This window comes from Nitrosospira sp. CT, assembly GCF_059489795.1.
Genome location: NZ_JCAHZJ010000050.1, coordinates 41,991 through 66,616 on the forward strand (window position 1 = coordinate 41,991; position 24,626 = coordinate 66,616).

A 24,626-nucleotide genomic window follows, 5' to 3' on the forward strand; every position below is an offset into this window, starting at 1 on the left:
TAATGTTCACCTGATTCACAGTTTTATCATTCTTTGGAATCCGACATGAGCAACGAGCAGCAGCAACCGGTTTTCAGCATCGAAAAGGTCTATGTCAGGGACCTTTCTGTTGAAATACCAAACGCGCCCAGAATATACCTGGAGCGCGAGACGCCTGAAGTGAACATCCAACTGCATAGCAAGAGCGAGCGCATCGATGAAACCTTGTATGAGGTCGTGTTGACAACGACCGTCACCGCAAAGGTCAAGGACAAGACGATGTTTCTGGTGGAGATACAGCAAGGTGGTGTTTTTCAGATTCGTCATGTCCCGGAAGCTGAAATGGAGCTTGTGCTCGGTATTGCATGCCCAAATATTCTCTTCCCCTACCTGCGCGAGGCGGTTTCGGATACTGTGACGCGCGCGGGATTTCATCCGGTCATCTTGAATCCAGTGAATTTCGAGGCACTTTACTACCAGAGAAAGCAGCAGGCGGAGAATTCGGCGGCCCCGCAAGCTCTAGAGACACAGCAAATCACACATTAAAATAAAAATGGGGCTTGTGCGCGGTGCATCGAAAATATCATCCTCACTGGGCCGGGGACTGGCTATTCTCGGAATGGCGGTGTCGATGTTTCCATCGCTCGCCGTTGCGGCGCTGGAGTTTTATTCGATCAATGACAACGTCGCAATAATGTATGACGCGCCGTCACTCAAAGCGGGGAAGTTATATGTGGCCAGCCGGAATCTGCCAGTTGAGGCTATTGTAAAAGTCGACGGATGGGTAAAGGTTCGCGACAGTGAGGGAGCGCTTGCCTGGGTAGAAGAAAAAGCCCTGAGTGAGAAGCGCTATATCATCGTCACCTCGCCACTGGCGGACGTCTATCAGGTGGCAACTACCAATTCGCCCCTGATGTTCCAGGTACAGCAAGGTGTAATTCTGGAGTGGCTTGAGCCCCCGGCCAACGGGTGGGTGAGGGTGCGGCACCGTGACGGTCAAACCGGGTACGTCAGGACCAGTCAGGTCTGGGGCTCATGAGAATAGCGGTGATGGGAGCCGGCGCATGGGGCACCGCGCTGGCTCTCAGTCTTTGTGCAAGCACCGCCTCTTCCCACCAGGTAACATTGTGGACCCGCAGGCGTCAGCATCTGGCTGATCTCGTTTCACAACGTATCAATCGCCGCTATTTTCCCGCTTTTCCTTTACCGGCATCGTTGCGGTTGAGCGCAGAGCTCAAAGAGGCTGTCGAGGATGCCGACCTCGCCCTGATCGTTGTGCCGGTTTCGGGTTTGCGTGAGACTTTACGGGAAATTGCAGCAAGCGGCAAAAAGGTCCCTGTAATTTGGGGATGCAAGGGATTTGAATCGCAATCGGCAAAGCTGCCTCACCAGGTGGCCGAGGAGGAATATGCCGGAGAAGCGCCATATGGCGTCCTATCAGGACCGAGTTTTGCACTTGAAGTCGCGCAAGGCTTGCCTGCCGCCCTGACTCTGGCTTCCGAGGATGGGGAATTCGCACGAGAGGTTGCCGCACAATTGCACGCCCCGCGGTTGCGCGTTTATTCCTGTACCGATGTAGTGGGTGTGGAAACGGGTGGCGCAGTCAAGAACGTCATATCGATTGCCGCAGGTATTTGCGACGGTATGGGGTTCGGGTACAACGCCCGCGCGGCCTTGATTACGCGTGGGCTGGCGGAAATTACCCGGTTGGGTTTAAAACTGGGAGGACGTATGGAAACCTTCCTGGGTTTGACCGGGGTGGGTGATCTGATACTGACCTGCACAGGGGATTTGTCGCGCAACCGCCGGGTTGGGCTGGCGCTTGCAGCGGGACGCTCCCTGCCTGACATTCTGCAGGAACTGGGGCATATCGCCGAAGGCGTCCAAACGGCCCGCGAGGTATTGCGATTAAGTCACCTGATGGGCATTGAAATGCCCATCACAAAGGGTGTTTGCAGTATATTGGATGACGGTGTTCCGGCTGGACAGGCGGTAGAAGCGTTGCTCAGTCGTGAACCGAAATCAGAAATCTATTGAGCGGATCAAAAGCCAATAGAGAAGGAGTACACCCAACTCATCCAGCGCTACGCGAATGCTATGCGAATTCCATCTGGCGCCACGCCTCATAGACTATCACGGCAACAGCATTCGACAGGTTGAGACTGCGGCTTCCCTCCGCCATCGGTACGCGAAGGCGGTGCTGCTCAAGGAAATTTTCCAGCAGATCAGCTGGGAGGCCGCGGCTTTCAGGGCCGAAAAGAAATGCATCGCCAGGCGAATAGGTAACAAGGTCATAGCGTTGTTTTCCTTTGGTGGAAATCGCAAAAAAGCGTCTGCCCCTGTCCCCGAGTTCGTTCATACATTCCACCCAGTCTGCATGCACGCTGATACTGGCAAATTCGTGGTAATCCAGTCCGGCACGAAGCAGTTGTTTGTCTTCCAGCGTAAAGCCGAGGGGCTTGACCAGATGTAAGCGAGTGCCTGTATTGGCGCACAGGCGAATGATATTGCCGGTATTGGGTGGAATCTCGGGTTGATACAGAATTACATCGAACATATCGATTCTGTCTTACATGTTTTTATAGAGTGCCGGGAAGCGTGCGTGCAACTACCCACGCGCTGATATGAACCGCGCCGCATTTACGCAATACCCTTGCCAGTTCGTTCAACGTTGCGCCCGTGGTCATTACATCATCGACGATGGCAATACGCTTTCCGTTTAATTTTCCCTCGCAGTCAAATGCGTCTTGAATATTTTTTCCCCGCTCCTTCCATGGAAGTCCGGTTTGGGAGGCTGTATCCCTGACGCGACGGCATAGCGCGGGCAGCAGGGGAACGCCCGATTTTTTCGATATCTGCCGACCTAGCTCCATCGCCTGGTTGAAACCCCGTTCCCGCAATCGCACCGGGTGTAACGGCATCGGAATGATGAAATCCGGTAATACAGCCTTGTCGATCTGCGCCACCAGCAAATCTGCCAGGACCGGTGCCAGGGCAAGATTAGTCCGGTATTTGAGCGAGTGGAGAAGCGCATCGATCGGAAAGGCATAATTCACGGCGGCGAACGTACGATCAAAGGCCGGAGGATGAGCAAGGCAAGCACCGCAGACGCGATCTTCCTCCGTCGGTAATGCACAGATCGGGCAATGCTGCGGTGAAGTATAGGGCAGACTGTTCCAGCAAGGCGTGCAAAGGTCTTCAGCAGCGGCACTTCCACAGAGGAGGCAGTTTCTCCCGAATAATGACTGCACTATTTTTGATCGGTAGTTCAAAAAAATTCAGGAAAAAATTGACAACAATGGCGCGATTTGTGATTATGCCATTCGCTGCTGAAGACGAGGCGGGAAAATGAGAGCCATTTGGCTTTCAGTTCGTCTGTCGTGAACAGGGTTCAGACAAATCGATTGTCAAACATTGAAGGGTAGGGTATGAGTCAATCAGCTTCCGGTGTCGTTGACATGGAAACGCCTTCGGGCGAAGCAGTCGACAGTTTCGCTGCCAAACTTTCCGGCATCAGCGCTGATTTTCGGCGGTGGGACGTTCGCCGTGTCGAAGCGCTGCTCGATCTGCCGTTCAGCGATCTGATTCATCGGGCGCAACTGGTTCATCGTCAATATCACGATCCCAACGGAGTACAACTTTCCACACTGATTTCCGTCAAGACCGGGGGCTGTCCCGAGGATTGCGGATATTGTCCGCAGGCAGCGCGCTATCATACGAATGTGGAAAATCAGGACATGCTCACGGTTGAAGATGTGATAGCAGCAGCGGCAGCCGCCAAAGCGCAGGGGGCCACGCGGTTTTGCATGGGCGCAGCCTGGCGCGGTCCCAGGGAGCGGGATATGAAAAGCGTGGTGGAAATGGTGAGGGCTGTAAAAGCATTGGGACTTGAAGCGTGCACGACGTTAGGCATGTTGAAGCCAGGACAGGCGGAACAGCTTCAGGAGGCGGGTCTTGACTATTACAACCATAATCTCGATACATCACCCGAATTTTACGGGGAGATCATTACCACCCGCGATTACGAGGACCGGCTCGACACCTTGCAAAAGGTTCGTCATGCGGGTATCAACGTGTGTTGTGGAGGCATTGTGGGCATGGGCGAATCGCGTCGCGCCCGCGCCGGACTAATCGCCCAGTTGGCCAATCTTGATCCTTATCCCGAATCCGTTCCCATCAACCATCTGGTGCAGGTTGAAGGCACACCGCTTCACGGAACAGAGGCGCTGGACCCTCTGGAATTCGTGCGCACGATTGCGGCCGCGCGCATTACCATGCCGAAGGCAATGGTAAGGTTATCAGCCGGAAGGAGAGAAATGCCGGATGCAATGCAGGCACTGTGTTTTCTCGCTGGCGCCAATTCCATTTTCTACGGCGATAAGCTGCTTACTACCGGCAATCCTGAAGCCGAGCGGGATAAAGCGTTATTTGACAGGCTGGGGCTGCATTCCATATAGCAACTTTTCACCCCGATCTCCTTTATTTTCCCCTACCCTGCGGCAAATGATCTTATCGGGCAACCTCTGCTCGTATGCTCAACGACTCGGATTCAATCCATCAACCGGGTGAAGACCTGCGCGAATACCTGCGCAGCCGTGAAAACCGGAGCCTGTATCGTTACCGCCTGACACTTGAGAGTCCCCAGGCTCCTCGGGTTACGGTAAACGGTCGTGAATACCTTGCATTTTGCAGTAATGATTATCTCGGTCTTGCCAATCATCCCGAACTGATTGCAGCGGTTTGCGAAGGTGCGGCGCAGTATGGGGTGGGAGCAGGTGCGTCGCATCTTGTCAACGGGCATTCGCGGGCCCACCATCTGCTGGAGGAAGCGCTAGCATCCTTTACCCGGCATCCTCGGGCATTGCTGTTTTCTACCGGATACATGGCAAACGCAGGCGTAGTAACAGCGTTGACCGGGCGGGGTGATGCCATATTCGCGGACAAACTCAATCATGCATCGCTCAACGATGCAGCGCTTCTATCGCACGCGAGGTTGAGCCGTTATCCCCATCTGGATCTGGCTGTTCTGGAGCGGCAGCTTGCCGCATCTCAAGCCAAACGCAAACTCGTGTTATCGGACGCGGTGTTCAGCATGGATGGAGATATCGTACCGCTTCCAAAGTTGCTGGAGTTGTGTGAAAGATACGACGCCTGGTTGTTGCTCGACGATGCGCATGGGTTCGGAGTGCTGGGCGATCAGGGGAGGGGGAGCCTGGCGCACTTCAATATCAGTTCGCCGCGCATTATCTACATAGGGACACTCGGCAAAGCGGCAGGTGTATTTGGGGCTTTCGTAGCCGCCCAGGGAGAAATCATCGAAATGCTCATTCAGTGTGCGCGAAGCTACATCTACACCACTGCGACTCCGCCGTTCCTGTCTCATGCCTTGCTGAAAAGCCTGGAGCTGATCGGAAGCGGTGCGTGGCGACGTGAAAAACTGGCGCGACTCACCGGGCTGCTCAAGCAGGAATGCCGTTCCCTGCCCTGGAAACTGCTTCCGTCGGATACTCCCATCCAGCCACTGGTCATGGGAGAGAATGCCAAGGCTCTGCAGGTCAGCGAAGCGTTGCGCCAGAAAGGTATTCTGGTAACCGCCATTCGACCGCCTACTGTGCCCCAGGGGGCAGCGCGCTTGCGCATCTCGTTATCCAGTTCACATGATATAGAGGATGTCGTGCAACTGGGCGCAGCACTACGGGAAATCGACCGGGATATGGAATGACTATAGAATGACTCAGCACCTTTACACCCGATATGACATTCGCCTTGTAAGGGTGAAGTTCGCGGATACAATGTGGGATGGTGGATGGGCGAGGTGAGCCTTTATGTTGAATCTCTTGGTGAAGGCCCTGATCTCGTTCTACTGCATGGGTGGGCCATGCATAGCGGAATGTGGGGGGAAGCCCCGGAATTTCTGGCGCAGCATTTCCGCGTGCATCTCATCGACTTGCCGGGCCATGGGTTCAGCCGGTTCCCCTCCCTTTATGAAACGGGAGGAAAAACTGATGTCGGCGAGTGCATGGTCGAGAGGGTGGTGGAGGTTCTGCCTCCCGGCTGTGTAATTTGTGGATGGTCGCTGGGCGGCCAACTCGCAATCGAACTCGCATTGCGCGAGCCGGCGCGCGTGAAGAAAATCGTATTGACTTCCACCACGCCCAGCTTCGTCAAACGCAAGGACTGGCAATGGGGAATGGAGGAGTTGACATTGAGGGCGTTTGCGGAAAATCTCAAACGAGACTTCAGCACCACCATGAAGCGATTTCTTACCCTGCAGGTGAATGGAAGGGGAGATGCCGGGAAGGTATTGCCCGAGATGCGAAGACTTTTGTTCGAGCGCAGTGTGCCAGAGCCGGAAGCATTGGAAGCGGGATTACAGATAGTGCTTGCGAACGACCTTCGCCGAAAGCTGCGAAGCATCGTTCAACCCGCTTTGCTGATACACGGTGAGAACGACGTTATTGCCTATCCTGAGGCAGCGGAATGGATGAAGCAGCAGTTTCAGGATGCCGAGCTAGTCATGCTACCGAATTGCAGTCATGTGCCGTTCCTGTCCTATCCTGATAAATTCGTTGCGAATATCGTTCGCTTCACAGATGAGTTCAAATGAGCCTGCAGTGAATCACGACCATTTCATCGATAAGCGCCGGGTGCGTAAGGCGTTCGAACGGGCTGCACCCTTATATGACCAGGCCGCGATTCTCCAGCGCGAAGTGTGCGACCGGATGTTGTCCCGCCTTGAATACATCAAATATACACCCGGTGTTGTTCTCGATGCGGGAAGCGGCACCGGCTATGGGACGCGTAAACTGCTTGAACGCTATCCGGATGCATCCATGCTTGCCATCGATATTGCACCCGGAATGCACTGGCAGGCTCGACATCGAGTAAATTCCACAATCCCGCGCTGGCGCCAGCTGCTCGGGATGGGCCGCAACCAAGGCATAAGCCGGACCCGATATGTCGCAGGCGATATCGAACAACTACCGTTGAAAGATTCCTGCGCCGGTCTCGCCTGGTCCAACCTGACACTGCAATGGTGCAATGATCTCAAAAAAACCTTTGACGAGATACGGCGTATCCTGCAAACCGGCGGCTTGTTCATGTTCAGCACTTTCGGGCCGGATACGCTGAAAGAGTTGCGGCAGGCTTTTCGCCAGGCGGATGATTACAGCCACGTCAATCGCTTTACGGACATGCACGACATTGGCGACATGCTGGTGCATAGCGGCTTTGCAACTCCGGTTATGGATATGGAATATATTACGCTGACCTATGATGAAGTAATCGGTGTGATGCGCGATCTCAAAGCCATCGGCGCCCATAACGCCACTGGGGCGCGGCCCCGCGGCCTGACCGGAAAAAATGTATGGCAAAAAGCGGTCGGCCATTATGAGGCGCTGCGTTCAGGGGGGAAATTGCCAGCGACTTTTGAAGTGGTGTATGGCCATGCGTGGAAACCCGGGTCTCGAACATCCATTCTTACACCGGAAACACGCCGCCACATCGGTCTGGAATAAGGGTATTTCGCCTTATGGGAATGGGAAGCGGGTATTTCGTCACCGGGACAGATACCGGCGTGGGTAAAACGCGCGTGAGCTGCGCTCTGCTGCATGCCTTTGCTGCCGCGGGAAAAACTGTGGCGGGAATGAAGCCCGTCGCAGCCGGAAGCGAAAACGGGACATGGCCTGATGTCGAATTACTTGCTGCGGCAAGCAGCGTTTCCGTGGGACGCGAGCATATTAATCCTTATGCGCTTGTTCCTCCGATTGCTCCCCACATTGCTGCAGATAGGGCAGGCGTTGAAATCGATCTTGAAGTGATTCATCAGGCACACCTTGAGCTGAGAAAAAAAGCGGATATCGTGATCGTGGAAGGAGCAGGAGGGTTTCTCGTCCCCTTGAACGACCATGAGGACAGCGCCGCGCTGGTACAGGCTTTGGGTCTACCGGTCCTGCTGGTGGTCGGGATGCGGCTTGGCTGCATTAATCACGCACTGTTGACGGCTCATGCCGTTCGAGCAGCCCAAGTCCCCCTGGCGGGATGGGTGGCAAACCGGATCGATCCCGAAATGACGGTTTTCGAGGAGAATGTATTGGCTCTGGAGCGGCGGCTTGACTGTCCATTGCTTGGCATATTGCCTTACGATCGGAGTCATAGTGCCAGGGATTTGTCGCCCTTGCTGGATATTGCAAGAATCAGGATGGGCTCATGACTAATACAGAAATGCGTCCCCCCAGGATCTGCTCAGAGTCTTTATCAATATACGAGAGTGAGGGCGCGAACTTTGGTTTATTGCTCTCAGATCATCACGCCTTTTTGCTGAGTGGGCATCTCGAAATAATTCTTTTCGGGTTGAAATACCATCGTGCCGATGAACAGACTGACGACTGTGACAACGATACTTGCAAAAAAGGCAGTCCAGAATCCGGAAATCCTGAATCCGGGCACGAGTGCCGATACCAGCATCATCATAAGGGCATTGATAACCAGCAAAAAAAAGCCAAAGGTGATCAATGTCAGCGGGATGGTCAGAATGATGATGACTGGTTTCACGACAGCATTGACCAGGCCCAACAGCAAGGCGGATATGAACAGAGATTTTTTACTGCTGAATGAAATCCCCTGAAACATCAGGCTCGCTATCCATAGCGAGAGCGATGTGACGCCCCAATGAGCCAGAAATGCCATCATGTTATCCAGCATTTTTCAGTCCTGATTTCCGGGGTCATATTTGATTGGTATATTAACAGCTACCGCCAGGTGAGCGCAGAAAGTTTGGCATGATAGTACATTTGCCTTCAGGGGTATCGGTAAATTTTACAGCGATTTGACTGTCGTTTGTGAAGAACGGCCTGCATGGCGAGGTCAAGCGGATGGCACAGATCCTGCTTATTTTTAAAGTGCGGCGTTTCGGTATCGGTTCTGATGTATTGAGAGTCCTGCGGTATTTGTCCTGTGGTATTTCCACCTTTCACAGATGTTGTAGGGTGGTGTGAACAGGATTATGATGCGGCGTCTTCGCCCCCATCTACATAAGGGGTAAATCCGGGTAATCAATCTGGCATGCAAGCGGACGAGCGATGCTATATGCAAAGCAACAGATTGGGTTGAGAATCGGAACAAAAATTTATTAGCCATGGACGGCGCCAGCATTAAACAAATATTAAAACGGAAAATTCGATGACGTCTTCTGCCGATATTCTTAACGCCCGGATTTTAGTGGTCGACGACCGGAAAGGTAATGTCGAGCTCCTTCACGGCATGCTTTCGAGCGCGGGTTACACTTCAATCGCCTGCACCATGAATCCTTGGGAAGTGTGCGATCTTCATCGCACCAATCGGTACGATCTCATTCTCCTCGATCTGATGATGCCGGGAATGGATGGATTTCAGGTGATGGAATGTTTGAGAGAAATAGAAGCGCAAATAGAATCGGAAGCAGGATATGAAAGCGGGTTTCAGGTTGAATCTCAAGGTGAGCGTTCTGCTCTTCCCGTCCTGGTAATCACTGCCCAGCCGCAGCATAAGGAGAGAGCCTTGCAGGCAGGCGCAAAAGGTTTTATTACCAAGCCTTTTGACCGTCTGCAGATGCTGACCCATATTCACGACGTGCTTGAGATCAGGCAGTTACAGAAAAAGCTGCAGAAATTTGCTGTGCGCAGTGAAGTCGTGCCAGGGGAAAAAACTTTTCCCCCGGAAACTGGAGATTTGTTTGATCAGCTTGCGGGTAATCTTCCCCAGGTCTTCTGGATCTGGGATGTCCATGACAAAACCTTTCGCTATATTAATCCTGAGTGGGAGAAAATGACGGGGCAGCGGGTTGTCCAGGGAGATAAGCTGGAAACGATTTTCGAACCTGTGCATCCGGAAGACATGGAACGTGTCTTGCGCGAAGCGGCAGATCTGCCGCTCGGGGGCGTGGATCATGATTACCGCTTGCTATTACCAGATATGTCGATACGCTGGGTCCACTCGCGCACTTTCCCGATCAAGGATTCAACCGGCGTGCATCGAATCGTGGGTGTAATGGATGACATCACCCACCGCAAGCAGGCTGATCAGCAGTTGCTGCAGGTTTCCCATTATGACGCGCTTACGCATCTTCCCAACCGCGTCCTGTTCTATGAGTCACTCCGCAAGGTAATCAAACAATCTGAAATGAATCACCGGATCGTTTCAGTACTGTTTCTCGATATTGATAACTTCAAAAATATAAATGACACGCTGGGTTTCGCGCTGGGAGATGAACTGCTGCGTGAGTTCAGTCTTCGTTTGCTGGAATGCCTGCGTGTAACCGATATCATCGCGCGCATCGGAGGAGATGAATTCGGTTGCATTATTGTCAGCGCTGACGGTTTGGGGAATGCGGGCGTGGTTGCAAGCAAGATCAGGGAAGCATTGCGCCAACCCTTCGATCTACAGGGTCACCAGGTCACGGTAACAGCGAGCATTGGAATCAGTGTGTACCCGATAGATTCGATCGATGCCGATACGCTCGTAAAAAATGGAGATATTGCGATGTACCGGTCGAAGACGGCAGGCAGGGACACTTACCGCTTCTTTACGCCGGAAATGAATGCCCGCGCAATCGAGAAACTCGACCAGGAAAATGCGTTGCGGAAGGCGCTCGATCGGGATGAGTTCGTCTTGCATTATCAGCCGAAGGTGGATCTCTCCAGCGGATGGGTCACCGGCATGGAAGCCCTCCTGAGATGGAAACGGCCCGAACATGGCGTGGTGGGGCCGCTGGAATTCATTCCGGCACTCGAACAGACCGGGTTGATTACCCAAGTGGGCGCCTGGGTAATCGAGAGCGTATGCAGGCAGATTGCGGAGTGGCGGCATGCGGGGATAGGAGAAATCCCGGTTTCGGTCAATGTCTCGGGAAGACAGTTTTCGCGGAGCACTTTGAACCAGGATGTTATTCGGGCAACTCAGGCCAACGGTATCCAGCCCGCACTGCTCGAATTCGAATTGCAGACGGAAAGGGCATTGCGGGAAAACAGCATTGATTCCGATCTGCTGGAACTGGAACTGACGGAAAGCTCTTTGATGACGCATGCAAAAAAGACAGTAAGTATTCTGCAGAGGTTGAAGGTGCTGGGAATCCAGATCTCGATCGACGACTTTGGAACCGGTTATTCAAGCTTGTCATACGTAAAACGGTTTCCAATAGATGTGTTAAAGATCGACCGTTCTTTTATCCAGGAGATCACTACAAATTCCGCCGATGCCGCCATTACGACTGCAATCATCGATATGGCGCACAGCCTTCATGTGAGAGTAGTAGCGGAGGGTGTGGAAACCGCCGAACAATTTGATTTCCTGAAAGGAAGAGGCTGCGACGAAGTGCAGGGTTTCTACTTTTCACCTCCGCTCCCGGCAAACGAAATATCCCAATTGTTGTTGAGCGGAAACCGTCGGCTTAAACCAACTCCATGCCGGCCCAATGCCGGCGAATCTGCTTGTAATCCTTGATCTCCCCGCCTGAGCACCTGACAGATTCTTCCGCCACTTCCCCCTGGAGTGATTTGTTCAGCGGTTCCTTCATCTGTATTGAATATGCTTCGACGGTCGCTGATCGCGCGCCACAGCCAAGCCGAGCGCAAGGGGAAAAGAAGAAGGGGAGTAATAAATTCAGGATCAGAACAGATAGCATTACTGTTGGGATCTGGAACGGGTAAAATATGTACCTGTTCCTTTCTGTTATCTCTCATAATTTTTCTTGTTCATGAGCATGCGCTTTGCCTGCTTGGGAAGTGGTTCGCAGGGCAACGCTCTGGTAGTCGAAGCAGGGAACACCCGGTTGTTGCTGGATTGTGGTTTTACGCTCCAGGAAACCGTTATTCGCCTCGCCCGGCTTGGTCTCGAACCGGACACGATAGATGCGGTTGTCGTAACCCATGAGCATGGCGATCATATTTGCGGTGTTGCCCGGTTTGCACGCAAGTTCGGCATCCCTGTCTGGTTGACACATGGCACGTTGCGCAGTGCGGGAAAAGCGTTCGGGAAATTGCCAGGAGTCAATATCATAGAGGGTTACCAGCGTTTTTCCATCGGGGACATTGAGGTAGAGCCTTACCCGGTCCCGCATGATGCACAGGAGCCTGCGCAATTCGTGTTTGGAAACGGTTCGCTGCGACTGGGCGTATTGACTGATACAGGTTGCTCGACTCCCCATATCGAGGCGGTCCTGAGTGACTGTGACGCTCTCGTGCTGGAATGCAACCATGATGCCCGGATGCTGGCAAACAGCGACTATCCGGAAAGCCTGAAGCGAAGGGTGGGAGGGCGTTTCGGTCATCTTGAGAATGCTGCTTCGGCAGGTCTTCTCGCCAGACTCAATTGCAATCGCCTGCAGCATGTCATAGCAGCCCATCTGAGCCAGAAGAACAATACACCTCTGCTTGTGCAGGGAATGCTGAGCGATGCTTTAAACTGTGAAGCAGCCTGGATTGGCGTAGCTACCCAGAGCGAGGGCTTTGGATGGCGCCAGTTGTTCTGACGGAACAGCAAAACTCAGGAGCAGCAAAGCAAAAAGCCGTCCTGGGACGGCTTCGTTTATTACGCTATAAAGCGTTTTACTTTACTTGGGAGCTTCGTCTGAGGAAGTGTCGGAACCTGTGGCAGCGCCTGCTTCAGGTGTGGCAGCCGACTGATTCGGGGCTGAAGATTCCTGAGACATAATTTTCGAATAGTTTTCCTTTTCCTGCTCGGGAAGCGCTTGGTTCGGCTTGCCACAAGCCGTCATTGTCAGTACCACGGTGGCAGCCAGAAGCGAGAGTTTTATCATTTATTCCCTCTTAATAGTTAATTATGAAATCGACATTCTACCTCGGAATGTCTGTCTGCTTCAAGAGACAAGGAGAATAAGGAGGATAGGATCGCTGATAAGCGGTGGGGAAAGATAGCAGGCGAACAGGCAAGTGCCGTTCGCCTGCTCCTGTCACCCGGGGATCTCGAATATCTGGAATATCTGGAGCAAAAAAAAACCATCCGAAGGGATGGTTTTTTTTGCCTGATACCTGGGCTTAGTGCCCTTCCGGTATTGCGCTTTGTCCCTCTGGCAAAGGATTGCCGTTGCCGTCGAGTTTATGCCCAGGGAGAACAGCCTGGCCGGAATATTCATCATCCGGACTTGTGCCAGCGGCTGCAGCGGTTGACTCACCGGCTGGAGCTGCTGAAGTCTTGTCGCCACGCTCTTGATCCAGAGTTGTACCTTCTTCAGTGCGGGTACCGTAGGTTGTCGAATTGGCAGGCAAAGCCTGTTCCGGTCTCTTGCATGCGGAAAGAGCAAGTGCTGCCATCAAAGCGGCGGCGAGAAGCGAAAGTTTCATTGTCGAGCGTCCTTAGTAAAATGAAATAGATATGACGGGAATCATATTATATAGTAAAAAATTTCCATTCAATCGAAATTTCCTGCCTCTTGAAGCATCGAGTTATCGAGTTCACGGATTGCACTTTCTCGATTGACGAAAATTACTTGATTACTTGTTATCTGCCGTTATTGGTTATTGTGCCGGGGCTTCCTGCTTAGTATCACCACCGGCAGGTGCTGGTGCATTGCCAGCAGGTTCTTCTTTATCAAGTTCGCTAAAATCGGGCGCTGAGTCGCGTTCGGCCATTGCCGAGGGAGGCGGTTTATCCATAGGATGTTTTTTGTATTCACAAGCGGACAGCATAACTGCCGCCAAGACAATGGCAAGGAGTGAGTATTTCATTATTCAATCATCCTATAGAGTACAAAAACGATAGTTTAACAGAAGCGTTTGAGGATTCAAATCCCCTTATTCTGGTCCTTTTCTTCCTGGAACGGAAATACAACGGAACCTGGATCTAGGTCATTAAAAAAGGCCGTCCCGGGGGACGGCCTTTTTTAATGCTTGGTTAGGCGTATTGTTACTTTGCCTCGTCTTTCGGTGGTTCATCTTTCTTTGTCTCCGTCCCGGCACCTTCTTTCTGGGCCGCTTCAATATCCGCATCGCTAAGTTGCCCTTCACGTTTCTCCCAGAGGCTGGGTGGATATTGGCCGGGTTTTCCTTCTCCCGCCTTGTGCTCCTTCATTTGATCACAGGCGGAAAATGTCAGTGTCACCAACGCGGCAGCGAGGAGCGAGTACTTCATTTTTTTAATCTCCTTATAAGGTTTATAACAAATCATGGGTAAATTACAAGAGCGTTTCGGCCATTCAAATCTGAGCGGACCACCATCTAGCAGCACCTATCGTAATAGCAGAATTGCCATTACTTTAATAGCAGAATTAGGAAATATTGTCTAGTCATTGTGCTTACGTCATTCCCCGTAATGGTTTTGGTTCTCACTGAGGGATTGGCTGAGATATCCATTTTTAACTGGAATGGAACTCAGAGAGCCCGCAGATTGCATTTCTTTGTCCTGGGAGAAATGCCCCATGCCCAGAGGTAGCCGCATCGGTGGTCGCATAAATGATGGGGATGACGTGAAAGTGGTTTGACTCCGCTCTTGCATTAACTCGAGTTCCCGCTTGCCCCGCGTTTATTCTCTCGTTTTGCTGACTTCGATGAGATAGACCTTTCCTGCATCGGAGTGATGAGTATTTGCTGCTTGTATCAGGGTATCAAATATAATTTTTACCAATTCGTCAGGTGCAAATATTTCAATGCGTTTTTTTGGGGTATAAGGGGTAAAACCATATCCGTCGCGCTTCCGTCGAATCCCTCGCGGTCGGATACATTCATGCCAGGGAAGCCAGGTATCTTAAGTAATGTCTGGGTAACTCTTGGCAGCATGAATGGCTGGATATAGGCACGGATTTCTTGCATGAAGAGGCTTCCGGTTACGCCCATTCTTCGATCGTGCGATAAAGGGCGGGAAGCATGGTCAAGGTCAGCAGTGTCGCAGTAAGTAATCCACCGATGATCACGACCGCAAAAGGCTTGACCATCTCCGAAGCGACGCCTGCCGACAGGGCCGCCGGCAACAAACCCGGCATCGCCATCAGGGCTGTCATCACCACAGGGTGCAGCCGCCTGAGGAAACCTTGCAGGATTGCATCCTGCACGGGAACGCCTTCCTGTCGCATCAGATTGATTTGCCATAGGAGAATAACAACATTTTGCACGGCAATGCCGAAAAGAGCGATGAATCCGCTCGCTGCCGATACACTTAAGTGTATGCCTGTCAACAGCAATGCCACGAGCCTTCCAATCAGGGAAAAAGGCACGATCAATGCGGCAGGCACTCGAAAGACAGAACACCGATAATGAAGAGCAGCAGGGCAGTACTGATCAGCAAGCGTTGCTGGAGGCAAACGCAATGATTCTGTGAATCACTGCCTGCCTTTTTTGGCTTGCTGCTCTGTCTTTTGCTCGGCGCGCAGCATCAAGGCGCCGTTTACCACGAGTCGCTCACCCGGCTTCAGGCCGAAAAGGATGACCGCGCGATCCTTGAGGCGGAGCCCTACTTTGACCGGGCGCAACTGATAGTGATAGTCACCCGCGTTCACATATACCCAGTCGGATTCATCCTCGACAAACAGGGCGTCCAGCGGAACGACGATCGATAAATCGTCAATATTGCTCAGTACCGGGAGGCGGGCAAACATCGCGGGCAAAAGTCTTCTTTCCACATTGGGTACAATGCATCGCACTTTTACAGTTCGCGTGTTTCATCCACCACCTTGCTGATATAGCCGACTGTCGCTTTAAATTCCTCTCCCGGATAGGCCGGCACCTCCAGCAATACCGTAGTGCCGACATAGATCAATCCGATATCCTTTTCAAAAATATCCATCTGGACCCACAATTGATCCAGGTCGGAAATGACGAATAGGGGCGTGGGCAGATCGGGTCTTACTTCCATGCCGGGGTTGATATTACGCTCGGTAACTATCCCTGAAATCGGCGAATGTAAAGCGAAGCGGTTATCGAGGCGCAGATTATCCGCGCCCAGATTGGCCAGTTTGAGATCGGCTACTGCATCTCTGTAGGCGGACTGCGCCTGTCCCAACTCCGGGCTGTCGATCTCTGCTAAGGTGTCGCCACTGTGGATCTGGTCGCCCAGCGCGGCAATTGCGCCTGCTGTCACCCTGCCGGAAACAGGGGAGGAAATGCGTGCGGTATTGCTCTCGCCGTAAACTATTTTACCTGTGACGGGCTCCATCAGCGGGCGTCGGATCGGTTCGACGGTTTGTCCTTGATGTACTTGCGTTTCGGGGAATCACCGCCAAGTATTACTTCATCATTCGTGGAGGTCTGGCTCGATTTTGGCGGCTCATGACTGGATCGACAGCCCGGTAAAAGCAGGCTCAATAACCCGACCGCTAAACAGATAAGGTAACGGAGCCCGGAATTCATGGATCTACTCACCTGCCAGTCGGTTTGATAATTTCAGGTCATTTCTCTATTATCGATTCCTGGTTTTGATCAATCTGCTTCGATATCTTCAACATAAACGTAACCATCGAGGTACCACTGATAAAGCAGTGCCTGTGCTTCGGCATCGATATCCTTCACAGGAGATAAGGCAAGGCGATCGGCCAGCTCTCCTAATATCCGTTGTGCAGTTTTTCCAACTTCATATACGTCTCCGTTCAGGAAAATCCTGTTTGCCCTGAAGAGCATGCGGCTTTTCAGATCCAGTTGCAGTTTCCCCTTTCTTATCCGACGCGCGAACTCCCGTTCGGATATCGGCTCCGGGGGAGGCGTAAAAAAAACGTGAGGTTTGGGCTCGGTTAAATACATACCGATAAAACGTTCCACTTCCACGTTGTCCCACTCGATTTTGCCGAGCGCCGCGCTAACCTGGTCCAGCATCGCGGAACTGATTCGTCCGGGATGGGTTTGAATCCTGAGATCCGGATCCTCGTACATGCCCGCCATTTCGCAGCTATCCTGGAGATGAACGAGAAACTGTGTCGCGAGCTCCTGATAGGTTGGCGCGCGAAAGCCGATGGAGTAGGTCATGCAGGGTTCCACCGCCACGCCGTCGTGCGCGTAGCCGGGCGGCAGATACAGCATATCGCCCGGTTCCAGTACCCATTCCTGCTCCGGCCTGAAATCCTGCAGAATCTTGAGCGGCGCGGCGGCCAGCAGCGTTCTGTCCTTCTGGTCCGATATCCGCCAGCGTCTGCGGCCTGTCCCTTGCAGCAGAAAAACGTCGTAGGAGTCAAAGTGCGGTCCCACGCCTCCGTCTTCGGGAGCATAGCTGACCATCAGATCGTCGAGACGGGAATGCGGAATGAAGTTGAATTTCAGCAGCAGTTCACGCGCCGCCGGAAAGAAGTGATTGACGTCCTGCACCAGCAGAGTCCAGCCTTTCTTCGGCAAGCGTACGAAAGTGCGAGGCGCGAAGGGACCATGCCTTACCTCCCACCGGCCGTTTCTGCGGGTAACCAGACGCGACTGCGCATCCTCCTGACAGGCCAGGTCGATAAGCTCAGTCGCATCCAGCAGCCCTCTGAAATCCGGCAAGGCTTCGCGTATCAGCAATGGTTTTTTCTGCCAATGATCCCGCAGGAAGTGGTCTGGCGAGATGCCGCCTAAAAGCCGGATTTTCGTCATGGGATCATCGGGTGTAAGCAATCGGGTGTGAGCGTCTGGGTAAAGGTAACAATGACTGCAACGACAGACAGAGACAGGTGCAGCGGATTAACGGTGCAATCATTTCGGACCTTCCCGGTGATAATCGTGCAAGCCATTCTCTTACCTGCCACGCATGAACATCTTATCCAGGTCAGCAAGGCTGATCTCAAACCATGTCGGCCTGCCGTGATTACACTGACCGGAACGTTCGGTTATTTCCATTTCCCGCAGCAGTGCATTCATTTCCGGAATGCTCAGGCTGCGGTTGGCCCGAACCGCTCCGTGGCAGGCCATCGTGGCGAGGAGTTCGTTTCGCCTGCCGACGAGTACCTGGCTCCCTCCAAATTCCCGGATTTCGTTCAACACGTCACGCGCGAGCGTGACCACGTCGGCATCCTTGAGCGCGGCAGGTACGGCTCGTACCGCGAGCATCGTCGGTGAGAACGGGGAGATCTCGAAACCGATTTCATGCAGAACAGCACTGTTTTCTTCCGCCGTAGCAATATCCTGGCTATCTGCCCGAAATGTGGCCGGAATCAGCAAGGGCTGCATGGAGAGCGTGTGGTTGTCGAGTGCCGACTTGAGTTTCTCGTACAGGATGCGTTCGTGCGCGGCGTGCATATCCACGATAAGCAGGCCTCTTTCATTCTGCGACAGGATGTAGACGCCGAGAAGCTGCGCCAGCGCGAACCCCAATGGCGGGATTTCTGGCTCCCGAATAGCCCCTTCCGGCTCCATAGAGGCAGATTGCTCATTGAACCTAGCCTGATATCCCGTTTGACGAGCGCTGGCCTCGGAACCGGAACCGAAAAGCACCTGGTAGAACGCCTGCGGTTGAGCCGCTTTTATCTGAGGCGGCGCCGAGGCAAAAGGAATCGCGTCCTGCCGGGAATAAGCGGGAGGCGCACCGGGTACTTCTCCGGCTGCCTTCCGGGTGAATTCAGGAAGTTTTCCGGCTACAGTTACTGCTGCTCCACTCGTCAAGTGCGGCATGGCCAGAGCCTTGTCAACCGTGTGGAAGATGAATTGATGGAGTGCACGCGGATCACGGAATCTCACCTCTGTTTTGCCTGGATGCACGTTAACATCCACACCGCCACCATTTATTTCCAGGAATAGTACAAATGCCGGATGCCGATCCAGATGGAGGATGTCGCGATAGGCTTCGCGCAGGGCGTGAGCAACGAGTTTGTCACGCACGAAACGCCCATTGACGAAGAAATATTGGGCATCACCGGAAGATCGGCTGTAGGCAGGAAGTGCGGCCATGCCCCATAACCGTAGATCTGCTGCCTGATCATCGACGAATACCGAGGCCTGACTGAATTCATCTCCTAATACTGTCGCAATGCGCAACCTTGCATCCGCTGTCCGCAAATGGCTGCGTACTACACTGTTATGTTGTAAGGTGAAACCGACGCCAGGTCGTGACAGAGCAATACGCTTGAACACGCTCTCGCAATGCGCAAATTCGGTAGCTTCTGTTTTCAGAAATTTCCGCCGGGCAGGAGTGTTGAAGTAGAGATCGCGCATTTCCACGGCTGTTCCCTGGGCGAATGCAGCAGGCTCAGGCAGGGTGAGTCGTCCTGCTTCCGCCTCTATCCGCCAAGCATGCTTATCTCCCGCACTGCGGCTTACCAGAGCCAGTCTGGAAACGGAAGCTATGCTTGCAAGCGCTTCACCGCGAAAACCCAGACTTGGCACATTCTGCAAATCCTCCAGAGTCCTTATCTTGCTGGTGGCGTGGCGGGCAAGTGCAAGGGGCAGATCTTCTCCGGGAATTCCCGCTCCATTGTCTGCTACCCGCACAAGTTTGACGCCGCCCTGGCAAAGCTGCACCGTTACTTCGGTTGCCCCCGCATCGAGGCTGTTTTCCAGTAGTTCCTTGAGTGCCGAAGCGGGGCGTTCAACGACTTCTCCCGCTGCAATCTGGCTGATGAGAAGATCGGGCAGGGGTTGGATCGCATTCATGGCCGTTCCGTCATGGCCGCCGCAACGGTTGCCCGATCAAGATGTGGGGCAAACATTTCGATGAAATCATACACGTATTTGCGCAGATAACTGTTGCGGCTGATACCAATGCGTGTCGTGCTGGGTTCGAACAGGTGGCTGGCGTCGATGGCTCTCAAATGCCTGTCGCGTGAAGGCTCAAACGCCATCTGCGCCAGTATCCCGATTCCCAGCCCCAGTTCCACATAGGTTTTAATGACATCCGCATCAATCGCCGTGAGCACGACATTGGGGACCAGGCCTTTTGCATCGAATGCCTGATTGATCTTCGAGCGGCCGGTAAATGCAAAATCATAAGTGATGATCGGGTGTTCGGCGATCGCTTCCAGTGTCAATTCCTTGAGTTTGAGCAGCGGATGCCTGGCCGGAACGATTACGCAGCGGTTCCACTGGTAACAGGGCAGCATGACGAGTTCGCTGAATAGTTCGATCGCTTCTGTGGCAATTGCTATGTCAGCCACCCCGGAGGTGACCAGTTCAGCGATCTGTGTCGGATTGCCTTGGCGTAAAACCAGTCGCACCTTGGGGTAGCGTGCGGTAAAATGCTGGATTGCGGAAGGCAGCGCATACCGCGCCTGTGTATGGGTCGTCGCGATAGTCAGAGAGCCGCTGGCTTCATTGGCAAATTCCTGCCCCACCTGCTTCAGGTTTTTTGCGTCTCTTAACATTCTTTCGGCAATTTCGAGAATCGCCCGGCCGGGCGGCGTGGTTTCAACCACCCGCTTGCCGTTCCGTACAAAAATATCCACCCCCAGTTCGTTTTCCAGCAGGCGAATCTGCTTGCTGATGCCAGGCTGGGAGGTATGGAGAATTTCTGCCGCCTTGGATAAGTTCAACCCCTGGTTAGCGACTTCGCATAGATAACGCAATTGCTGCAATTTCATGAGTCGTAATCTAAATAATGTTTGGTTATGTTAATCTAACATAATATTCTTTTGCGATATATATGTTCATTGCTATTATCACGTTTTCGATGCATTATGCGCGGTTTCCTGCTCCTCGCATGCGTGGGTGAAGTGAGGAGAGGTGGTGGGGTATGGCATACATAGTGGAATAGGGGAGGATGTAAATGGGTTATCTGGATAACCTCGCAAATGACGGGGAAATAGCTTTATACGATCAGTCGGTACAGGAGTATCGCGATCTGAAAATGGATGTTACGCGCTTTACTGCCGGTCGCCTGCAGATGGGGATTTACGGCCAGCGGCAGGAAGGGGTCAACATGGTGCGTATCAAGCTGCCCGGAGGGAGGGTATCCGCACCGAAACTGAGAACGATCGCCTCCGCCCTGGAGAAATTCTCTCGGCATGATGTGGTCCATATCACCACGCGCCAGGATATCCAGATGCATTACGTGCCCCTGGAACAGACGCCGGCAACCTTGCGCCACCTGGCGGAGGGTGGCTTGACCACCCGCGAAGCCTGTGGCAATACGATACGGAATATAACGACTTGTCCGCTTTCGGGGGTGTGTCCTCGCCAGCATACCGACGTCACCCGTCACCTGGAGGGAACGGTTCGGCATATGCTGCGCAATCCCCTGACGCAGCAGATGCCGCGCAAATTCAAGATCAGCCTGTCAGCGTGCGAGGCTGATTGTGCGCAGGGGATGATGCATGATCTCGGCGTCATCGCGGTACGCAATGGGGACCGCTTCGGCTTCAAGGTGGTCGCGGGCGGTGGTCTCGGCCACAAGCCGCATGAAGCTATCGTTGTAGAAGAATTCATCGAGGAGAAGGACCTGCTGGCGGTGATGGAAGCAGTGATTCAACTGCACAACCGCTATTCGGATCGTACCAAACGTGCGAAATCGCGAATCAAGTTTCTGGTGGACAAATTCGGTCCTGAAGGGTTTGTCGAAAAATATCGCGAAGAGCTGGTGCGTACCAAATCGGCACTGGCAAACATTGATTACCCCAAAGGCGAATGGAGCCCCGGCAAGGATGGGGAAGCGCCGGGCATTGGCGCTCCCCGCCGCATTTTTCCGCAGAAACAGGCAGGCTACTATGTATTCCCCATTAGCGTGCCGATGGGCAACCTGACCGCAAGCCAATTGCGCGCCCTTGCCGATATCTGCGACACCTTCGAGTTGCCCGATATCCGCACCAGCCAGGATCAGAACATGTTCCTGTCCGACGTACCCGAAGCTAAAATCGAGCCCCTGCGCGCTGCTCTTGCTGCATTGGGACTGGGAGTGCCGAAGGCAGGCGATGATGTAGTGGCCTGTCCAGGAACATCGACGTGCCGTTTGGGGATTACTTCCAGCACGATCGTGGGCCCCAAACTGAGCGGGGGCGAGCACGACCTGAAGATACGGGTATCAGGATGTCATAACGGCTGCGCGCAGCCGGAAGCGGGAGATATCGGTATCTACGGTGAAGGCAAGCGTATGCACGGCAAACTCGTGCCTCATTACCAGATGCATTTCGGTGGTAATGGGATGGCGCGCGGCGCCCTGGCGTTCAAAGGTCCATCGATACCGACAGCGCGTATCGAGGAGGCGGTGAAACGTGTGCAATCGGCTTTTTCAGCCACACGTGAGGCGGATGAGCCATTCTTTTCCTGGGCGCATCGGAAGGATAAGGCCTATTTCAATGATCTGCTGGCGGATCTGGTGGAGGTCAAGCCCGAACAAGTGGAATCTGTTCTACGCGATCATGGCCAGAAGGCTGATTTCAAGGTGTTGCAATTGGGCGGGGGTGAGTGTGCCGGCATAGTGCAAACAAGGACTGGTACGAGCTTTTTCGAAGCGGCACATGAGCGCAATTATCGGGATGCGCTCAAGTTTCAACTGAAATTTGCCGATTCTGTTGGGTGCGCCGAAGAGATTGCGCGCTTGCTCGCACAAGGCACGCTGGAACTGATTGGCGGTGAGAAGCGCGACGACCTGTCGAGTTTAGCGGAGGAATTCCGACGTTTGCTGCCCACCAAACCGCAGTTGTCCCGGTCGTTGGCCAAATTCGCAGAAGATTTCGCGAGCCCCGCGGAAGAGTTGAATGACGCTCGCCTGACCGAGTGGTTTGCCGAATTGGATACGTGGACGATGGAGGTCGCGCAGTTCTGCCTGGATTTCGACCGCGGGCTCGATCTGGAGGGTGCGCTGCCGAGGCCGCTTCCTGTCAGATCCGCGTTGGGACGGGCGCCTTCCTCGGCGACTGTCTGATTAACCCGATGAATGATTGACTGGGAATAACTGGTTGGGGGCATGAGCCTGGATCAAAAAATTGCAGAGGCGCGAACATTGCTGGAGAAGGTGCGGAAAGACCATTCGCCTGCCACCTTCGCCAACAGTTTCGGCGCTGAGGATATGGTGCTGACCGATCTCATTGCGCGGCATTATCCGGATATCGAAATGTTCACATTGGATACCGGGCGGCTTCCGCAGGAAACCTATGACCTCATGCAGCAGGTTACCGAGCGGTACGGCAGCCGGATTCCAGTCTATTTTCCGGATACTGCCGCAGTGGAAGCGTACGTGGTGCAGAATGGTCCCAATGCGTTTTACGACAGCGTGGATTTGCGCAAGAAGTGCTGCCACATTCGCAAGGTGGAGCCATTGAGACGGGCCTTGAGGGGTAAGCAGGCATGGATTACCGGCTTGCGCCGGGACCAGGCGCCCAGTCGGAAGGATCTGGCCGAATCGGAGTTCGATGCCGAGAACGGCCTGCAAAAATTCAGCCCTCTGCTGGACTGGAGTCAGGCTGACGTGTGGGCGTATCTCAAGCAGTTCGATGTGCCATACAATGCTCTGCACGACAAAGGTTACACGAGTATCGGATGCGCTCCTTGCACGCGCGCTATTACCCCTGGTGAGGATGTTCGCGCCGGGCGCTGGTGGTGGGAGGATCCGGAAATCAAGGAATGTGGCCTGCACCCCGGCAAAAAAAGCGGCACCCATAATGCCGCCAGCGCCACCTCTGCCGGTTAAGGCGCGGCAGTAAAGGATCTGGCTGTTTCAGACTGAATGCAGGTTCCGGAGAGCGGGAATAAAAGGCGGCAGCGGGCGCAGCAGGGATAGCAGAGACAAGGGAATCGCATGAAGCGCCCTGAACTGAATGGGGATTGTTTGATGGACGTTATTTTGAATCAAATGGATGAATTTGCACCTGCTGCAGGACCGGTTGCAGGTCTTGTGATGAAGAATGAACCGCTGGTCATCAAGCGGCGTGTCGCGCGACAACTTGGCCACCTTGAAGCACTGGAAAGCGAAGCAATCCATATCATGCGCGAGGTCGCGGCCGAGTGTGCCAGTCCAGCTCTACTCTTTTCCGGTGGCAAGGACTCGATTGTTCTTCTGCGTCTGGCGGAAAAGGCTTTCCGTCCAGGACGTTTCCCGTTTCCTTTGATGCATGTCGATACCGGCCATAATTTTCCGGAAGTGATCGAGTTTCGTGACCGCCGTGTCAAACAGCTCGGTGAGCGCTTGATTGTTGCCAGCATGGAAGACTCGATCAAGCAGGGAAGGGTGGTGCTGCGCTCGGAAAATCAAAGCCGTAATCCCTTTCAATCCGTGACGCTGCTGGATGCCATCGCCGAACATGGTTTCGATGCCTGTATTGGCGGCGCCCGGCGCGACGAGGAGAAAGCTCGGGCAAAGGAACGCATATTCTCCTTCCGGGATGAATTCGGCCAATGGGATCCGAAGAATCAGCGCCCGGAATTATGGGATCTTTACAACGCAAGGGTTCATCCGGGAGAAAATATCCGCGTATTTCCCATCAGCAACTGGACGGAACTCGATGTGTGGGAATACATTTCACGCGAGGGGCTGGAGGTGCCGCATATCTATTTCGCCCACAGGCGTGATGTCATCCGGCGCGGCAGTGGGCTTTTGCCGATATCCCACCTGGTTCAGCCGAAGGAAGGGGAAAAGGTTGAAAATCTCATGGTGCGCTTCCGCACGGTGGGTGACATGAGCTGCACCTGCCCGGTGGAGTCGGCAGCGGTCGGTATTGGGGAAATCATTGCAGAGACGGCGGTTACGCGAATTACCGAGCGGGGCGCAACGCGCATGGACGACCAGACATCGGAGGCTTCCATGGAGTTGCGCAAGAGAGAAGGATATTTCTGAGAGGT

27 protein-coding genes and 1 pseudogene are annotated in these 24,626 nt (G+C 53.6%); 13 read left to right on the top strand and 15 right to left on the bottom strand.

From position 1 onward, the window contains the following. Positions 1-45 precede the first annotated feature (45 nt). The 3 genes from secB to AC52W5_RS08565 are packed head-to-tail and all read left to right on the top strand — an operon-like array spanning position 46 to position 2,016. Complete coding sequence (gene secB, locus AC52W5_RS08555) at positions 46-525, top strand: protein-export chaperone SecB (protein WP_495670693.1); 480 nt, start codon at positions 46-48, stop codon at positions 523-525. A 7-nt stretch (positions 526-532) separates the two neighbouring features. After that, positions 533-1,018, top strand: a complete 486-nt coding sequence (locus tag AC52W5_RS08560; protein ID WP_495670694.1) for an SH3 domain-containing protein — start codon at positions 533-535, stop codon at positions 1,016-1,018. Next, the gene (locus tag AC52W5_RS08565; RefSeq protein WP_074974359.1) at positions 1,015-2,016 is read left to right on the top strand and encodes an NAD(P)H-dependent glycerol-3-phosphate dehydrogenase; all 1,002 of its coding nucleotides are present in this window, start codon (positions 1,015-1,017) and stop codon (positions 2,014-2,016) included. The genes AC52W5_RS08560 and AC52W5_RS08565 overlap by 4 nt, the downstream gene beginning before the upstream one ends. A gap of 58 nt (positions 2,017-2,074) precedes the next feature. Here the strand turns inward: AC52W5_RS08565 and trmL are convergent, their stop codons facing one another. The 3 genes and pseudogenes from trmL to AC52W5_RS08580 form a co-directional block, all read right to left on the bottom strand. Continuing rightward, positions 2,075-2,536 carry a tRNA (uridine(34)/cytosine(34)/5-carboxymethylaminomethyluridine(34)-2'-O)-methyltransferase TrmL gene (gene trmL, locus AC52W5_RS08570; protein ID WP_495670695.1) on the bottom strand — a complete coding sequence of 154 codons (462 nt, stop codon included), beginning with the start codon at positions 2,534-2,536 and terminating at the stop codon, positions 2,075-2,077. Positions 2,537-2,558: 22 nt separating this feature from the next. Next, on the bottom strand, positions 2,559-3,035 hold the full coding sequence (locus tag AC52W5_RS08575; protein ID WP_495670720.1) for a ComF family protein: 477 nt from the start codon (positions 3,033-3,035) through the stop codon (positions 2,559-2,561). Positions 3,036-3,083: 48 nt separating this feature from the next. Then, positions 3,084-3,230 (bottom strand): annotated as a pseudogene (locus tag AC52W5_RS08580) (double zinc ribbon domain-containing protein); the annotation flags it as partial. A gap of 177 nt (positions 3,231-3,407) precedes the next feature. On the opposite strand from AC52W5_RS08580, the gene bioB reads away from it, so the two are divergent. The 5 genes from bioB to bioD all read left to right on the top strand — a co-directional run bounded on the left by bioB (position 3,408) and on the right by bioD (position 8,191). Next, entirely contained in the window at positions 3,408-4,436 is a 1,029-nt protein-coding gene (bioB, locus tag AC52W5_RS08585) for a biotin synthase BioB (RefSeq protein WP_495670696.1), read from the top strand. Between the two features lie 74 nt (positions 4,437-4,510). Continuing rightward, positions 4,511-5,701, top strand: a complete 1,191-nt coding sequence (gene bioF, locus AC52W5_RS08590) for an 8-amino-7-oxononanoate synthase (RefSeq protein WP_495670697.1) — start codon at positions 4,511-4,513, stop codon at positions 5,699-5,701. A 72-nt stretch (positions 5,702-5,773) separates the two neighbouring features. Continuing rightward, on the top strand, positions 5,774-6,586 hold the full coding sequence (locus AC52W5_RS08595; RefSeq protein WP_495670698.1) for an alpha/beta fold hydrolase: 813 nt from the start codon (positions 5,774-5,776) through the stop codon (positions 6,584-6,586). After that, positions 6,573-7,496 (top strand): malonyl-ACP O-methyltransferase BioC, encoded by a 924-nt coding sequence (gene bioC, locus AC52W5_RS08600; protein ID WP_495670699.1) that lies wholly within the window; start codon positions 6,573-6,575, stop codon positions 7,494-7,496. The genes AC52W5_RS08595 and bioC overlap by 14 nt, the downstream gene beginning before the upstream one ends. Positions 7,497-7,510: 14 nt before the next feature. Continuing rightward, positions 7,511-8,191, top strand: coding sequence for a dethiobiotin synthase (gene bioD / locus AC52W5_RS08605; RefSeq protein ID WP_074974352.1), 681 nt, complete (start codon positions 7,511-7,513; stop codon positions 8,189-8,191). Between the two features lie 86 nt (positions 8,192-8,277). On the opposite strand, the gene AC52W5_RS08610 is transcribed toward bioD, so the two are convergent. Next, positions 8,278-8,682, bottom strand: a complete 405-nt coding sequence (locus AC52W5_RS08610; protein WP_074974351.1) for a phage holin family protein — start codon at positions 8,680-8,682, stop codon at positions 8,278-8,280. Positions 8,683-9,159: 477 nt separating this feature from the next. Between AC52W5_RS08610 and AC52W5_RS08615 the strand changes: the two genes are divergently transcribed. Both AC52W5_RS08615 and AC52W5_RS08620 read left to right on the top strand, forming a co-directional pair. After that, entirely contained in the window at positions 9,160-11,457 is a 2,298-nt protein-coding gene (locus tag AC52W5_RS08615; protein WP_495670700.1) for a GGDEF/EAL domain-containing response regulator, read from the top strand. Between the two features lie 259 nt (positions 11,458-11,716). After that, positions 11,717-12,484 (top strand): MBL fold metallo-hydrolase, encoded by a 768-nt coding sequence (locus AC52W5_RS08620; protein WP_495670721.1) that lies wholly within the window; start codon positions 11,717-11,719, stop codon positions 12,482-12,484. Positions 12,485-12,565: 81 nt separating this feature from the next. Here the strand turns inward: AC52W5_RS08620 and AC52W5_RS08625 are convergent, their stop codons facing one another. The 11 genes from AC52W5_RS08625 to cysB form a co-directional block, all read right to left on the bottom strand. Continuing rightward, positions 12,566-12,772 (bottom strand): hypothetical protein, encoded by a 207-nt coding sequence (locus AC52W5_RS08625; protein ID WP_495670701.1) that lies wholly within the window; start codon positions 12,770-12,772, stop codon positions 12,566-12,568. A gap of 238 nt (positions 12,773-13,010) precedes the next feature. Further along, on the bottom strand, positions 13,011-13,316 hold the full coding sequence (locus tag AC52W5_RS08630) for a hypothetical protein (protein ID WP_074974347.1): 306 nt from the start codon (positions 13,314-13,316) through the stop codon (positions 13,011-13,013). Positions 13,317-13,490: 174 nt separating this feature from the next. After that, positions 13,491-13,700, bottom strand: a complete 210-nt coding sequence (locus AC52W5_RS08635; RefSeq protein ID WP_113066760.1) for a hypothetical protein — start codon at positions 13,698-13,700, stop codon at positions 13,491-13,493. Between the two features lie 178 nt (positions 13,701-13,878). Next, positions 13,879-14,103: a hypothetical protein gene (locus tag AC52W5_RS08640; RefSeq protein WP_074708697.1), complete on the bottom strand. Its 225-nt coding sequence runs from the start codon at positions 14,101-14,103 to the stop codon at positions 13,879-13,881. A gap of 390 nt (positions 14,104-14,493) precedes the next feature. Beyond that, positions 14,494-14,688: a P-II family nitrogen regulator gene (locus AC52W5_RS08645; protein ID WP_495670722.1), complete on the bottom strand. Its 195-nt coding sequence runs from the start codon at positions 14,686-14,688 to the stop codon at positions 14,494-14,496. A 106-nt stretch (positions 14,689-14,794) separates the two neighbouring features. Further along, the gene (locus AC52W5_RS08650) at positions 14,795-15,181 is read right to left on the bottom strand and encodes an efflux RND transporter permease subunit (protein WP_495670702.1); all 387 of its coding nucleotides are present in this window, start codon (positions 15,179-15,181) and stop codon (positions 14,795-14,797) included. Positions 15,182-15,286: 105 nt separating this feature from the next. After that, a complete protein-coding gene (locus AC52W5_RS08655; protein WP_495670703.1) occupies positions 15,287-15,562 on the bottom strand; it encodes a permuted SH3 domain-containing protein in 276 nt (91 codons plus the stop codon). 47 nt (positions 15,563-15,609) lie between these two features. Next, the gene (locus AC52W5_RS08660) at positions 15,610-16,119 is read right to left on the bottom strand and encodes a hypothetical protein (protein WP_495670704.1); all 510 of its coding nucleotides are present in this window, start codon (positions 16,117-16,119) and stop codon (positions 15,610-15,612) included. A gap of 263 nt (positions 16,120-16,382) precedes the next feature. Beyond that, positions 16,383-17,519: a JmjC domain-containing protein gene (locus AC52W5_RS08665; RefSeq protein WP_495670705.1), complete on the bottom strand. Its 1,137-nt coding sequence runs from the start codon at positions 17,517-17,519 to the stop codon at positions 16,383-16,385. 141 nt (positions 17,520-17,660) lie between these two features. Then, on the bottom strand, positions 17,661-19,511 hold the full coding sequence (gene mutL / locus AC52W5_RS08670) for a DNA mismatch repair endonuclease MutL (RefSeq protein ID WP_495670706.1): 1,851 nt from the start codon (positions 19,509-19,511) through the stop codon (positions 17,661-17,663). Continuing rightward, positions 19,508-20,434, bottom strand: coding sequence for an HTH-type transcriptional regulator CysB (cysB, locus tag AC52W5_RS08675; protein ID WP_107761446.1), 927 nt, complete (start codon positions 20,432-20,434; stop codon positions 19,508-19,510). Before cysB ends, mutL begins: the two co-directional genes overlap by 4 nt. 185 nt (positions 20,435-20,619) lie before the next feature. Here cysB and AC52W5_RS08680 point away from each other — a divergent pair, with 185 nt between their 5' ends. The 3 genes from AC52W5_RS08680 (at position 20,620) to cysD (ending at position 24,621) form a co-directional block, all read left to right on the top strand. Then, positions 20,620-22,713 (top strand): nitrite/sulfite reductase, encoded by a 2,094-nt coding sequence (locus tag AC52W5_RS08680; protein WP_495670707.1) that lies wholly within the window; start codon positions 20,620-20,622, stop codon positions 22,711-22,713. 42 nt (positions 22,714-22,755) lie between these two features. Beyond that, positions 22,756-23,478, top strand: a complete 723-nt coding sequence (locus AC52W5_RS08685) for a phosphoadenylyl-sulfate reductase (RefSeq protein ID WP_495670708.1) — start codon at positions 22,756-22,758, stop codon at positions 23,476-23,478. A 207-nt stretch (positions 23,479-23,685) separates the two neighbouring features. Beyond that, positions 23,686-24,621, top strand: a complete 936-nt coding sequence (cysD, locus tag AC52W5_RS08690; protein WP_495670723.1) for a sulfate adenylyltransferase subunit CysD — start codon at positions 23,686-23,688, stop codon at positions 24,619-24,621. Positions 24,622-24,626 lie beyond the last annotated feature (5 nt).

Excerpts from the sequence above, each read along its gene's own strand:
- secB (WP_495670693.1), top strand. The coding sequence starts at position 46 with ATGAGCAACGAGCAGCAGCAACCGGTTTTCAGCATCGAAAAGGTCTAT.
- AC52W5_RS08560 (WP_495670694.1), top strand. The coding sequence starts at position 533 with ATGGGGCTTGTGCGCGGTGCATCGAAAATATCATCCTCACTGGGCCGG.
- AC52W5_RS08565 (WP_074974359.1), top strand. The coding sequence starts at position 1,015 with ATGAGAATAGCGGTGATGGGAGCCGGCGCATGGGGCACCGCGCTGGCT.
- trmL (WP_495670695.1), bottom strand. The coding sequence starts at position 2,536 with ATGTTCGATGTAATTCTGTATCAACCCGAGATTCCACCCAATACCGGC.
- bioB (WP_495670696.1), top strand. The coding sequence starts at position 3,408 with ATGAGTCAATCAGCTTCCGGTGTCGTTGACATGGAAACGCCTTCGGGC.
- bioF (WP_495670697.1), top strand. The coding sequence starts at position 4,511 with ATGCTCAACGACTCGGATTCAATCCATCAACCGGGTGAAGACCTGCGC.
- bioC (WP_495670699.1), top strand. The coding sequence starts at position 6,573 with ATGAGTTCAAATGAGCCTGCAGTGAATCACGACCATTTCATCGATAAG.
- bioD (WP_074974352.1), top strand. The coding sequence starts at position 7,511 with ATGGGAATGGGAAGCGGGTATTTCGTCACCGGGACAGATACCGGCGTG.
- AC52W5_RS08610 (WP_074974351.1), bottom strand. The coding sequence starts at position 8,682 with ATGCTGGATAACATGATGGCATTTCTGGCTCATTGGGGCGTCACATCG.
- AC52W5_RS08615 (WP_495670700.1), top strand. The coding sequence starts at position 9,160 with ATGACGTCTTCTGCCGATATTCTTAACGCCCGGATTTTAGTGGTCGAC.
- AC52W5_RS08620 (WP_495670721.1), top strand. The coding sequence starts at position 11,717 with ATGCGCTTTGCCTGCTTGGGAAGTGGTTCGCAGGGCAACGCTCTGGTA.
- AC52W5_RS08625 (WP_495670701.1), bottom strand. The coding sequence starts at position 12,772 with ATGATAAAACTCTCGCTTCTGGCTGCCACCGTGGTACTGACAATGACG.
- AC52W5_RS08630 (WP_074974347.1), bottom strand. The coding sequence starts at position 13,316 with ATGAAACTTTCGCTTCTCGCCGCCGCTTTGATGGCAGCACTTGCTCTT.
- AC52W5_RS08635 (WP_113066760.1), bottom strand. The coding sequence starts at position 13,700 with ATGAAATACTCACTCCTTGCCATTGTCTTGGCGGCAGTTATGCTGTCC.
- AC52W5_RS08640 (WP_074708697.1), bottom strand. The coding sequence starts at position 14,103 with ATGAAGTACTCGCTCCTCGCTGCCGCGTTGGTGACACTGACATTTTCC.
- AC52W5_RS08655 (WP_495670703.1), bottom strand. The coding sequence starts at position 15,562 with ATGTTTGCCCGCCTCCCGGTACTGAGCAATATTGACGATTTATCGATC.
- AC52W5_RS08660 (WP_495670704.1), bottom strand. The coding sequence starts at position 16,119 with ATGGAGCCCGTCACAGGTAAAATAGTTTACGGCGAGAGCAATACCGCA.
- AC52W5_RS08665 (WP_495670705.1), bottom strand. The coding sequence starts at position 17,519 with ATGACGAAAATCCGGCTTTTAGGCGGCATCTCGCCAGACCACTTCCTG.
- mutL (WP_495670706.1), bottom strand. The coding sequence starts at position 19,511 with ATGAATGCGATCCAACCCCTGCCCGATCTTCTCATCAGCCAGATTGCA.
- cysB (WP_107761446.1), bottom strand. The coding sequence starts at position 20,434 with ATGAAATTGCAGCAATTGCGTTATCTATGCGAAGTCGCTAACCAGGGG.
- AC52W5_RS08680 (WP_495670707.1), top strand. The coding sequence starts at position 20,620 with ATGGGTTATCTGGATAACCTCGCAAATGACGGGGAAATAGCTTTATAC.
- AC52W5_RS08685 (WP_495670708.1), top strand. The coding sequence starts at position 22,756 with ATGAGCCTGGATCAAAAAATTGCAGAGGCGCGAACATTGCTGGAGAAG.
- cysD (WP_495670723.1), top strand. The coding sequence starts at position 23,686 with ATGAAGAATGAACCGCTGGTCATCAAGCGGCGTGTCGCGCGACAACTT.